The following is an 11,776-nucleotide window of genomic DNA, read 5'->3' as shown; positions in this document are numbered from 1 at the left end:
CTTGACAGGGCGGGCCGGGGCTGTATCTTGCGCCGCTCTGGTTTTACAACGATTGAATGGGACAAACCCCATGGCCAAGCCGTCGACAATTCAGGTTAAGTTGGTAAGCACCGCCGACACCGGCTTCTTTTATGTGACCAACAAGAACCCGAAGACTTCCACCGAGAAGCTTCAGTTCCGCAAGTATGATCCGAAGGCGCGCAAGCACGTGCTGTTCAAGGAAGCCAAAATCAAATAAGGATGTCCAGATTGGATCTCCCGACCCGCGATCCTTCGGTCGCGGGTTTTTTGTCTCGGCAATCGCTTCAACACACTGTTGCGATTTCTGGCCGAACCGGGTATCACCGATACATATGGCAATGCGCCCGTAGCTCAGCAGGATAGAGCACCAGATTCCTGAATCTAATTGGGCACGCCACTCGGAAACGGCGGCGTGAATCTGCTCAAAAACGGGGAACCCTCACCGACATCTCGTCGCTGGCAATCCCGTGCCAAGCCCCCTCGGGGGAAGGTGTAGAGACTTGAAGGGCAGCACCTAAGGGCTCCTCGGGCCTAGGGTGAAGGGAAAGTCCAGACCACGAACGCCCGGGCGGGTGGCGGTGAAAGCCGAAGTGGGATGAATCTGGGGGCCACAGGTTCGAATCCTGTCGGGCGCACCATTTCCATTTTACCCTCCCCGTCACACCTCATCTGATTGACGGCGGCCCGCTGACCGCCGAACCGGTCGTGACGGCGGGCAAATACATTGCCGATGGGGTTTTCGTCGGCGTCAACTGGATGGAGAATTATTGAACATTCAGTCAAGTGGCAAGAGGAAGGGTAAAAGTGAAAGTGCTGCCGTTGCCCGGTTCCGATAGCACCGTGACCTGTCCGCCATGGCCCTCGACGATTTTCTTGACCACCGGCAGGCCGATTCCGGCTCCTTCGTAGCTGTCATTGGGGTGCAGCCGTTGAAACATGACGAAAATGCGGTCGAAGTATTGCGGCGCGATCCCGATGCCGTTGTCCGTGACTGAAAAAAGGGCTTTCCGTCCTTGGCGTCGGACGCTGAGGATAATGCGCGGCTGGCGAGAAGGATCACGGTATTTCAGAGCATTACCTATCAGATTCTGCAACACCCGGACGATCTGGTGGGGCTCGGCCAGAACGGTCAGGCTTTCCTCCGGCGGATGAACCTCCACATGGAGTTCATTCAGGGTGGCGGACAAATTGGACAGGGCGGCGCGGACCATGTCATCGGTGGACACGGGGCCGAGCGTGAAACCGTGATTGCCAACCCGTGAGTATTCCAACATGCCACGGATCAGCAGCGTCATGCGCTGCGCGCCATTGATGGCGAAATCAATGAATTCGCGAGAGGTCTCGTCCAGGCTGGTGCCCAGACGCCGGTGCAGCAGTTCGAGATAGCTGGTAACCATGCGCAGGGGTTCCTGGAGGTCGTGCGAGGCGGCATAAGCGAATTGCTCCAAATCCGCGTTGGACCGGCTCAGTTCCTTCTCCGCCGCCTCCCGCCGCTGGATCTCCTGATGCAGACGATTGTTCAGCGAAATCAATTTGCGATTCCACAGCCAGAACACCCCAACGACGATCAGAGCGGCCCCGCCGACTTGCCAGAGCAGGCTGTAATCCACCCGATATTCAAAGCGGGTGGCGGTCCATTTACGACTGATCCGGATATGTTCTTCCGGCGTCAAGGATTGGACTGCCCAGTCAAAAACAGCCAGTAGCTTCGGATCGTCGTTGCGCACGCCGACGGCCAGGCGATTGTGATATTCGGTCTGGCCGTTGACCTTCAGATTGCTCAGTTGATTCTTCTGGATCTCGTTGACCACCACATAGAGCGAGCCGAAATGGGCGAACACCTCGTTGCGGGAGACCCGTTCGAGCCCTTCCTTGACCGTCGCCACGTCGATCACCTGGATATCCGGGTAGTCCCGCCGCACGAATTCCCCATGGGCATAGCCTTTGGGCACCGACAAGGTGCGTTTATAGAGATCCTTCAATCCATCGAGAAAGGGAACGTCGTCGAGAGTGACCAAAACCAGCGGCGATTCGATATAGGGGGTGGTGAAATTGAGAAAGGCGCGCCGCTCCGGGGTATCATTGAGCGACGACATGATATCGCAGGCGCGGCTTTTGGCCAGCACCAGGCTTTCCGACCAACTGGCGCTGGGCACCAGTTTGATGGGAACGCCGATCCGCCGTTCGAACAGGGCAATGTAATCGGCCGCCATACCCACATGGCGTCCGGTTTCGTCGATCCGTTCATAGGGCATCCAATCCGGATCGACACACATGGTCACCGGCCCCCGGGAGTCCAGGTAGTCTCGCAAGTCCTCGGGAAGCGTTGGCTGTGCCGAGGCGGGCCCTCCCCACCCCCCGAACAGCATGAGCAGGCCCAGGATCGGCAACAGCGGACTTGCATGTAGCGCGGCCCGGTTCGTCCGTCTGTTGTTCATGGCAATTGAAAATCTCAAATGAAATTCATCTAACATTCATACAGAGATCCAAATCACGGGACAAGCCCCCGCTTAGTTCATGTCGCGCACCTTGTTGGCCTCGATCACCGCGAAGGCCATGCCCTGGGTTGGATCGTCGGTGGCAATGGCGGTGATGAAGGCGATGACTTCCAACATGGCGCCATCCTTTTTTCGCCATTGCAGGCGCACTGTCCCGACGTTGTGCTCATCCATGGCCCATTGGGCGGGGTCGGTGGCCCGCTCGAATGCCGCGTCCGAGGCATAAAGAATACGGCTGGATTGTTTGAGCAGTTCGGCTTTTGAGTAGCCGGTGATGATCTCGAACTTGCGGTTCACCCAGACAATGGCATGGTTCCGCATCAGGCCGATGCCGGTCGGGGTGGCGGCGAGAATGCTGGTCAGCAGCGCCTTGTTTTGCAGCAGCTTGTCCTCGGCCAGCTTGCGGTCCGTGATATCCCGGACCAGCCCCAACATCTTCACGGGCTGACCGGAATCGTCGCGCAGGACCTCTCCTGTTTCCGCCATCCAGCGGACGGTCTTGCCATTGGGCCAGATGACCCGATGCTCGACGTCGTAATCGGATTTTCCCGCCAGCGCATCGGCGATGGCTTTTTCCACCTCGTCCAGATCTTCAGGATGAACGCGGGCAGTGAATTCGTCATAGGTTCCCTTGAAGGTGCCCCTGTCCAGGCCGAACAGGTTCTCGATATTCTCCGACCAATAGAGGGAATTCTGTCCGATGTCCCATTCCCAGGTGCCGATATGGGCCGCCACCTGCGCCATTTCAGAGCGCTTCGTGGCATCCTCAAGCGACGTTTGGGCCGATTTCAAGTCATTGATCTCATTGAGGACGATGACCACACCCGACTGGGTGCGCTGGGACACCATGTAGGGGCGCACGCGCAATTGGTACCAGTCCCCCTTTTGGGTTCGCACCTGAAGGGACACCGGCGTTCCCTTCTGATTGACTTGCCGCACCGGTGTCACCAGATCGAAGTCCAGCAACTGGTGGGAAATGTGATCGAAGGGGCGCCCGACATCATGATCCAGGATGTTGAACACCTGTTTGGCATTGGCGGTAAAGCGGCGAATGTCCAAATTTTCGTCGAGGAAAATGGAAATCACCGCCGTCGAATTGACGAAATTGTCCAGATCGTTGGTCAGTTCGGTCAATTCGGTGATTTTGTTCTGATATTCGGCATTGACGGTGAACAGTTCCTCGTTGACCGATTGCAGTTCCTCGTTGGTGCTTTGCAGTTCCTCGTTGCTGGCCAGGAGTTCCTCGTTGGTCGCCTGCAATTCCTCGTTGGAGGTTTCCAGCTCCTCGATGGAGGCCTGTAAATTCTCCCGGGTGAACTGGAGTTCCTGTTCCAGGTCGATGATTCGTTGTTCGGCTTCCTTGCCGATATCGAAACTTTCCGGTGACTCCGCCAGGGTCGGTTTGGTGGGGAAGCGGCCGGTTTCGATGATGAACACGGCGGCCAGACGGCTTTTGCCCCGCTGCTCGGGCAAGGGCCTGATGCGCATATCAACGGAAACCCGTTCCTCATGATTGGCCGTGAGGCGCACATTGGTGAAGGATATCTCGGTTCCGGCACTGAAGACTTTCGACAATCCGGTGGACAGGGCAATGGACAGATCGCTGGCGATCAGCTTGGTGACGTCGTTCACCACCTTGCCGGAAGGTGGATTGAGATAGGCCTTGCTGTCTCCGATCACATGCAGCAGTTCCATGTCCTCGTTCACCAGGATGGTGAAGGGCAGAAATCCATCGGCCAGACCCGCCACGAAGCGCCCAAGCACGCGCTCTTCCTCGTAAATGCTCTGCGCGCGCCCGCCCTCCGGGTCGCGGAAGGTCGGCTGGGAGCGGAACAGTCCCGCCGTCGAAAAACGCTCCGAATGCATCATCGGCTTGCGGTTGCCGCGCGACTTGAAAATTTTCCAGCGGCCGCTGAGGGTATCGAAGAAACTTTCCGCATCGCCCAGGGACTCGCTGCTCCCAAGCACCAGAATGCCGCCGGAGCGCAGCGAGAAATTGAACGCCTCCAATACCCGGATTTGGAGGATCGGTTGCAGGTAGATAAGCAGGTTGCGACAACTGATCAGTTCGATGTTGGTGAACGGCGGGTCCTTGATCAGATTGTGCCGGGCAAACACCACCATCTCGCGGATCTGCCGGGTAACCCGGTAATCGTCGCCCTGCTTGATGAAGTACTTGCTCAACATGTTGGCCGGAATGTCGACGGTGACGCTGACCGGGAAAACCCCGGCGCTGGCCGTGATGATGGCGTCCTGGTCCACATCGGTGGCGAAGATCTTCACATCCCGATGAATACCCGCCCGGTCCATGATTTCTTGGCACAGGATGGCGTAGCTGTAAGCCTCCTCGCCGGTCGAGCAGCCGGCCACCCAGATGCGGAACTCCTCGTTCTTGACCTTGGTGATCAGGGCCGGAAGCCAGTTTTCCTCCAACAGATTGAACACATCCGGATCGCGGAAGAAGCTGGTCACGCCAATCAGCATTTCCCGGTAAAGGGTGGTCTGTTCCGAGGGATGGTGTTCGAGAAAGCGGACGTAGTCTTCCAGACTGTCCACCTGATTGACCGTCATCCGCCGCTCGATCCGCCGCACCACCGTATTGGGCTTGTAATAGGTGAAGTCGATTTTCGATTTCTCGCGCAACATGGAGAAAATGCGGCTGATGCCGGTATTGTCGTTGAGCAGCGTACGCTCATGACCTTCCCGCGCCGTGTAGGGGTGTTTGGAATAGGCCAGCAACTGGCTATGCATCTCATCTGCGGGCAGGATGAAATCCGGCAATCCGCTGGCAATCACGCTGCGCGGCATCCCATTGAACTTTGCCGTGGCTTCTTCCTGCACCATGATCATGCCGCCGGCTTCCTTGACCGCCCGACAGCCGCGGGTGCCGTCACTGCCGGTGCCCGACAAGATGACCGCCACCGCCTTGGACTCGCAGTCCTCGGCCAGCGAGGTCAGGAAAATATCAATGGGCAGGTTGACCGTGCTCGAACTACGCTCCTGCTCGCTCAGCAGCAACGCTCCATGGAAGATCTTCAGGTTCTTCTGCGGCGGGATGAGATAAATGTTGTCGGCCAGCACTTCCATGCCGTTTTCGGCCCGCTGCACCGGGATATCGGTGACCTTGGCCAGCAACTCGACCATCAGGCTCTTGTAATCGGGCGACAGATGCTGGACGACCACAAAGGCGAGGCCCGTTTCAGGCTGCATATGCTTGAAAAAGGCCTGGATGGCCTCCAAACCACCCGCCGAGGCGCCGATACCGACGATGTGGGAGGGGTGAGCCTTCAACCCCTCCGGTGCGGATTTCCCATCGGAATCCGTTATACCTGGCTGATCGTCGCGCACTATCGTCTCCAGTCAATGATCGCTGAATAACGGGCTTTTTGCTGTCGGGGAGCCCCCACCGAGACGAGCGAGTTTACCTTCATTTTTTTTAAAGATGAAGGTAGAATGCAAAAAATTCTCACTTGGATCATGCTCACTGCCATGGATACAGTCAGCCAGAACAGGAGGAAAAATCATATCCTCTCGCTGCGACGTCGTGCGGAGGAGATTCTGGCTTCCGAGGGGAAAAGCCACCGAAATTACAGCGCCGACGAAATCCGCCAACTGGTGCATGACCTGCATGTCTACCAGATCGAAATCGAGATGCAGAATGACGAGCTGTTTCGCTCGCAAAGCGAACTGACGGTCGCCCGTGACGAATATCTGCATCTCTATAACGATGCCCCGGTGGGATATGCCAACGTGGATTCCCGGGGCCGCATCCAGCAGTGCAATGAAACCCTGTGCACGCTGTTTGATCGCGAGCACAGCACCATCGTCGGCGCGCTGCTGGTCGATTTCATTCATCCCAATGACCGGGACGAATTCCTGGGACGCTTCCGTGCTTTTTTCAACCGGCCCGAGGGCAAGGAAATCGACGTTCGCCTGAGCCGGGATCAGAGTGAAACCCATGTGGTCATTTCCGGACGGCGCGCCATGGGTCTCGGTCCCCAGGGGCATGACGAGAACGATTATGTGATGATCGCGCTCACGGATATCTCCGAGAGCAAAAAACTCGAACTGGAGCTGTCGCTGGCCGCCAAGGTGTTCGAAAACAGTATCGAAGGCATTCTGGTGACCGATCGACAGGGACGGATTCTGCGCGTCAACGACGCCTTCACCGTGGTCACCGGATATCGGCAGGAAGAAGTGCTGGGGAAAAATCCGAGCATCCTCAAATCCGACCATCAGGACCCGTCGTTCTATGAGGAGATGTGGAACAGTCTGGTATCGACAGGCAGTTGGCAGGGGGAGATCGTCAACAAGCGCAAGAACGGCGAATCCTATGTGGAATGGTTGAGCATCAGTTCCATCACCGGGCACAACGGCGAAGTGGTGAACTTCGTGGGTATTTTCAGCGACATCACGGAGAAGAAGCTGAACACCCAGCAGATGCAGCAACTGGCCTACAACGACGTCCTGACCGGCCTGCCCAATCGGACCTTGTATTACGACCGCCTGAAGCAGGCGCTGGTGCGGGCCAAGCGGCATGAGAATTGCCTGGCTATTCTGTTCATAGATTTGGACAATTTCAAGGAATTGAACGACACCCACGGCCATGCGGCAGGCGACGACCTGTTGCGGCAGGTGTCGCGGCGGCTCCTGGGCACGGTGCGCTCAAGCGATACGGTCGCGCGCCTGGGCGGCGATGAATTCACCCTTATCCTGGGCGATATCCGGGACGTCGAACAGGCCTCGCTGGAGGCCTCCCGGGTGGCGGAAAACATACTGGAAGCCATCGCCAGACCCTATGACCTGGAGATCCTGCGGTTCCGCGTCTCGGCCAGCATCGGGATCGCCATCTATCCACAGGACGGCAACGTTCTCAGCGATCTGGTCAAACATGCCGATACGGCCATGTATCAGGCCAAGTCCGGCGGCCGCAACACGTTCCGCTTTTTCTCGCAGCAGATGTACGAGGCGCAGCGGGCCAGGACCCTGTTGGCGCGCAGCCTGCACAACGCCTTGGCAGACAACGATTTCACGCTGCACTATCAGCCCATTGTGGATTTGTCCCGCAACCGTGTCTCGGGTTTCGAGGCGCTGATCCGCTGGAATCATCCCGAGCGCGGCGAATTGCCGCCCAACGAGTTCATTCCCCTTGCCGAGGAAACCGGACAGATTCTGGCCCTCGGCAGATGGGTCATCCAGGAGGCTATCGGACAGCTCAAAATCTGGCGCCATGAGGGTTGGACCGATTTGTTCATCGCCATCAATCTATCTGTGCGGCAATTGCTTGATCCGAATCTGCCGTTGCTGCTGGATGAGATCCTGGTCGAATCCCAGGTCCCGGCCGAACTGGTGCATCTGGAAATCACCGAGACGGCCATGCTGAAGGATTCCTCCGAAATCGCCTCCGCCTTGCAACTCATCAAGCGGCTGGGGGTTCGGGTGAGTCTGGACGATTTCGGCACCGGCTATTCCTCCCTGTCCTACGTCAAGATCTTCCCGATGGATACGATCAAGATCGACCGGACGTTCGTGCGCGACATCTTCATTTCCCTGGAGGATCGGTCCATCGTCCTGGCCAGCATCTCCCTGGCCAACAGCCTGAACGTCGCCACCGTCGCCGAGGGTGTCGAGACCGAGGAACAGCTCGAGTTTCTGTTTTCCCAGGGCTGTTACTGCCTGCAAGGCTATCTGATCAGCCGTCCCCTGCCGGCCCCGAATGTTGCCGAATTCCTCTCCCGCTGGGCGGCGGGCCGACCGACTTGAGGCCATCCCCTTTAGGAGGGGTTTTCGGGCTGGGCGCCGGTTTGCAGTTCGGCGCGCAACCGGGGCAGGCTCTCCGGGTGCTCGGCCTGTAGCCAAGTCAGCAGTTCTTCCCGCACATGGCAGCGCAGATCCCAGGCTTTTGAAGCGTCGGCAGCACTGACCAGGGCGCGCAACTCGACCGTGGCGGCGGTGGCGTCGGTCACTTGCAGACCGCACACGCGGCCATCCCACAAGTCGGAGGCCTCGACGATGCGGCGCAATTGGGCGCGCACCGCGTCCACAGGTATGGTGTAATCCGCATGGATAAATACGGTACCCATGATCTCGGCCGTCTTGCGGGTCCAATTCTGGAACGGGTTCTCGATGAAATGTGATAGCGGAGTGATCAGCCGTCGCTGGTCCCAGATCCGCACCACCACATAGGTCGAGCTGATCTCCTCGATGCGCCCCCACTCCCCCTCGATGATCACCACGTCGTCGATATGGATCGGACCGGTCAGGGCAATCTGGAGCCCGGCAATCAGGTTGCCAAGCGCCGGTTTGGCCGCCATGCCGATGACCAATCCGGCCACCCCGGCCGAGGCGAACAGGCTGATGCCGATTTCCCGGGCGCGCGGCACACTCATCAGGATCAGGCACAAAATGACGATCACAATGATGGCGACCAGAATCCGCCGCACCACGATCATCTGGGTATGCATCTGCCGCGCCCGCAAATTGTCGGCCACATCCAGGCGAAAAGTATGCTGCACGAAATCCGTGATGGTGCCGGTGAGCGATATACCCAGCCAGCCCACCGACAAAATCAACGCCAGAACCAGCCCCTGGCGCACCATGGATAAAGTGACAGGCTCCAGCCCCACCGACGGAACAAGGGCCAGGAAAGCCAAAAACAGAATAATGTACAAAACAGGGCGACGACTGCGACGGAGCAGGGAATCATCGAGAACGGTATCTGTTTTGGCGGCAATCCTCAGGGTGAAACTGAAAAAAATCCAATGTCCCAACAGGACCGCCGATGTGGCAGATACGAAAATGATCGAAGGTCCCGCCCAGGCGGGAAGGTCTTGCCATGTCATGACCTTGGTTGCTCCTTGTTGTTGATGTTCAGTCGTCTGAGTCGAGTCAGGCCCGCCAGAAATCCCGATTGAACAAAATCAGCACCGTGAAGACTTCCAGCCGCCCCATCATCATGGCCAGGGCCAGAATCCACTTTGCCGCATCGGGGAGGGTGGCAAAGTTGCCCGCCGGTCCGATGATCGGACCGAGACCGGGGCCAACATTGGTGATGGCCGTGGCGCTGGCCGTCACCGCCGTCACCAGGTCCAGCCCCATGGCCGAGAGCACCACCGAAAACATCGCCACAGTGCCCAGAAAAACGGCCAGAAAAGCCAGCACCGAGGTGGGCACGTCGGTGCCCAGAGCCTTGCCGCCGTAGCTCATGGGCACCACCCGATGGGGGCTGATGAGTTTCAGCACATGGGCCCGCACGACGATCCGCAGGACCTGGAACCGATAAATCTTGATCGCCCCGCTGGTCGATCCGGCGCAGCCGCCGACAAAGGTCAGCATGAAAAAAGCTCCCACCGCCGCCGCTCCCCAGGACCCATAATCCTCCGATGCGAAGCCGGTGGTGGTCACCACCGAGACCACGTTGAAGGCGACCAGCCGCAAGGCGGTCAAAAATTCGACCCCGCGCGCATTTTCCAGCCAGACGCTGAGCAAAAGGATGGTCAGGGTCAGGAACAGCACGAAGCCACGAATTTGTGGGTCGTCGATCAGCGCCCGTCTGTGCCCCTTCATCTGTTTGATGTAAGCCACGAAAGGCAAGGCGCCAAGGATCATGAAAAGGGTCCCCGTCCATTGCGCGGCGGGACTGGGGAAAAAGCCGAACGAGGCGTCATGATTGGAATACCCACCGGTGGACAACGTGGTCATGGCATGGCAGACGGCATCGAACGGGGTCATGCCTTCAAGCCCAAACAGCACCGCGCAGAGCAGTGTCAGGGCGGTATAGACGCCCAGAATCCAGGCGGTCATGTGAAAGGCACTGGCCGCGATCTTTTCGGATTCACCGGAGCTTTCAGTGCGGAACAGCTGCATCCCGCCGACCCGCAGGTAGGGCAGCATGACAATGGCCATGACGATGATGCCGACCCCCCCGGCCCATTGCAGCAAGGCCCGCCACAACAACACCCCGACCGGGAAAGTGTCGAGCCCGGTGAACACGGTCGACCCGGTGGTGGTCATCCCCGACATGGCCTCGAAAAAGGCATCCGTATAGCCATGCCCAAGCCCGATGAACGGCAGCGCGGAAAACGACGGCACGATGATCCAACAGGCGGCGGTGAGCAGAAAGGTTTGCCGTATGTCCAGGCGGAGCGGGTCGGGACTGAGGGTGGCCAGAACCAGTAGGCCGCCGACGAACGCGGTGATTGCCGCCGAGAGGACGAATGGAATCCAGTCCGGATTGTCCTGCACCGCATCGGCGGCGGCCGGAATCAGCATGGTCGCCGCGAGCCCCAGGAGCAGCGCCCCGACAATGCGAAAGATAGGTTTGAATTCCATGGAGGAACCGTTCGTCCCGGATGGTGGTCGGGCAGACTTTAGCGCAGTCGCGGGGCCGCGTCACCCTCGCATTGGTCCCGGTGCTGGCGTCCCAGGCCCCCGCCATTGGGCCGCGCCAGCAGCCGGTAGGATTGCCGCTTGCGGCTTTCGGCGACCACAGTGGTTCCGGCATAGAGCTGTTTTCCGGCCTCGACCATGAGCACGCCGCCAATGCCCGGGAACCAACTCCGACCGACCTTTTCCCAGGCCGGGGCCGCGGAAAGCATCATGCGCCAGCGAAACGGCGGCATGAAAAGCGCCTGTTCGGTGCGGATGGGCGTAAACAGGCATTCGCGCAACAGACGTGAAATCTGGGTCGGGGAATAGGGATGGCCATGGCCGAACGGTGTGCGTTCGGTTTGCGCCCACAGACCGCGCCGGTTGGGCACGATGATCAACACCCGGCCACTGCCGCTGAGCACCCGCCAGACCTCGCGCAACAGGGGGCGCACCTGTTCGGAACTCTCCAGACCATGGGCCAGCAGCACCAGATCCATGGAAAGATCGGGAAACGGCAGTTCCAGTTCCTCGGTCAATGTGGTCAGGTTCTTGTCGTCGGCAGGCCAATGGAGCACCCCTTGCGGGGCCGGCATGGCGGCCACCACCCGTGCCGCCTCGCTACGGAACAGTCCCAGAAACGGAGCCGCATAGCCCAGGCCGAGAAGGGTCATGCCCGTCACATCCGGCCACATCAGGCGGAGTTGCAGGCGCAATGCCCGGCGTGCCACATGGCCCAGGTCGCTGGCGTAAAAATCCCGCAAATCGACAATATCGTTCCACATGGCGCCCAGTGTACCCCCAAATTCGCCGCTTGCCCAATCGTCCCTTGCCGCCCGGCCCGACCATGCATAGACTTTCCCCCCACAGCTACAGCAAGGGGAGGACAC

General features: G+C 58.9%; 7 protein-coding genes. 2 read left to right on the top strand and 5 right to left on the bottom strand.

Annotation, left to right across the window (positions count from 1 at the left end):
* Positions 1-70 precede the first annotated feature (70 nt).
* Positions 71-238, top strand: coding sequence for a 50S ribosomal protein L33 (gene rpmG, locus ACYQ1P_RS09015; RefSeq protein WP_460020009.1), 168 nt, complete (start codon positions 71-73; stop codon positions 236-238).
* Positions 239-800: 562 nt separating this feature from the next.
* On the opposite strand, the gene ACYQ1P_RS09010 is transcribed toward rpmG, so the two are convergent.
* Both ACYQ1P_RS09010 and ACYQ1P_RS09005 read right to left on the bottom strand, forming a co-directional pair.
* Positions 801-2,459 (bottom strand): ATP-binding protein, encoded by a 1,659-nt coding sequence (locus tag ACYQ1P_RS09010; RefSeq protein ID WP_460020008.1) that lies wholly within the window; start codon positions 2,457-2,459, stop codon positions 801-803.
* A 72-nt stretch (positions 2,460-2,531) separates the two neighbouring features.
* On the bottom strand, positions 2,532-5,810 hold the full coding sequence (locus ACYQ1P_RS09005; RefSeq protein ID WP_460020007.1) for a chemotaxis protein CheB: 3,279 nt from the start codon (positions 5,808-5,810) through the stop codon (positions 2,532-2,534).
* A 162-nt stretch (positions 5,811-5,972) separates the two neighbouring features.
* On the opposite strand from ACYQ1P_RS09005, the gene ACYQ1P_RS09000 reads away from it, so the two are divergent.
* Positions 5,973-8,282: a putative bifunctional diguanylate cyclase/phosphodiesterase gene (locus ACYQ1P_RS09000; protein ID WP_460020006.1), complete on the top strand. Its 2,310-nt coding sequence runs from the start codon at positions 5,973-5,975 to the stop codon at positions 8,280-8,282.
* Between the two features lie 11 nt (positions 8,283-8,293).
* Here the strand turns inward: ACYQ1P_RS09000 and ACYQ1P_RS08995 are convergent, their stop codons facing one another.
* From ACYQ1P_RS08995 to ACYQ1P_RS08985, 3 genes are read right to left on the bottom strand one after another with little or no spacing between them, the layout of a single operon-like run.
* Complete coding sequence (locus ACYQ1P_RS08995; RefSeq protein WP_460020005.1) at positions 8,294-9,361, bottom strand: mechanosensitive ion channel family protein; 1,068 nt, start codon at positions 9,359-9,361, stop codon at positions 8,294-8,296.
* A gap of 46 nt (positions 9,362-9,407) precedes the next feature.
* Positions 9,408-10,850 (bottom strand): TrkH family potassium uptake protein, encoded by a 1,443-nt coding sequence (locus ACYQ1P_RS08990; protein WP_460020004.1) that lies wholly within the window; start codon positions 10,848-10,850, stop codon positions 9,408-9,410.
* A gap of 38 nt (positions 10,851-10,888) precedes the next feature.
* Entirely contained in the window at positions 10,889-11,671 is a 783-nt protein-coding gene (locus tag ACYQ1P_RS08985; RefSeq protein WP_460020003.1) for a methyltransferase domain-containing protein, read from the bottom strand.
* Positions 11,672-11,776 lie beyond the last annotated feature (105 nt).

The organism is Magnetospira thiophila (assembly GCF_054657015.1).
Note: the sequence above shows the minus strand (reverse complement) of the source record. Positions and strands in the feature narration are given on the sequence as shown.

Bases quoted from the DNA above. Each gene is read 5' to 3' on its own strand.
- ACYQ1P_RS08995 (WP_460020005.1), bottom strand. From the start codon at position 9,361: ATGACATGGCAAGACCTTCCCGCCTGGGCGGGACCTTCGATCATTTTC.
- ACYQ1P_RS08985 (WP_460020003.1), bottom strand. From the start codon at position 11,671: ATGTGGAACGATATTGTCGATTTGCGGGATTTTTACGCCAGCGACCTG.
- ACYQ1P_RS08990 (WP_460020004.1), bottom strand. From the start codon at position 10,850: ATGGAATTCAAACCTATCTTTCGCATTGTCGGGGCGCTGCTCCTGGGG.
- rpmG (WP_460020009.1), top strand. From the start codon at position 71: ATGGCCAAGCCGTCGACAATTCAGGTTAAGTTGGTAAGCACCGCCGAC.
- ACYQ1P_RS09000 (WP_460020006.1), top strand. From the start codon at position 5,973: ATGCAAAAAATTCTCACTTGGATCATGCTCACTGCCATGGATACAGTC.
- ACYQ1P_RS09010 (WP_460020008.1), bottom strand. From the start codon at position 2,459: ATGAACAACAGACGGACGAACCGGGCCGCGCTACATGCAAGTCCGCTG.